Genomic DNA, 251 nt, shown 5'->3' with positions numbered 1-251 from the left:
CACCTCGAACACGAAAGGCTGACCTTGCGCGTTGCGCAGCGCGCCGTTGCGATAGGTCCAGCCGGCCTGCGCGAGCAGTTCGCGCGCCTTGAGCAGATTCGCGCGCAGCGAGCCCGGCGGATCGGTATTCGGCTGCGCGGGCGGCGGCCCGAACACGGCCGGATCGAGCTGCTTGCGCCACGGTTCGAGCAACGCGAGTTCGCCCGGCGACGGCGCGCCCTTCGCCTGCAGATCGGTGTTCACGAACCAGC

At 70.1% G+C, this 251-nt stretch carries 1 pseudogene; it reads right to left on the bottom strand.

From position 1 onward, the window contains the following. Positions 1–251, bottom strand: a pseudogene (locus tag SB772_RS43715) (ABC transporter substrate-binding protein); the annotation flags it as partial.

It is taken from the genome of Paraburkholderia sp. SIMBA_030, from assembly GCF_046535245.1.
Classification (GTDB): domain Bacteria; phylum Pseudomonadota; class Gammaproteobacteria; order Burkholderiales; family Burkholderiaceae; genus Paraburkholderia.
Note: the sequence above shows the minus strand (reverse complement) of the source record. Positions and strands in the feature narration are given on the sequence as shown.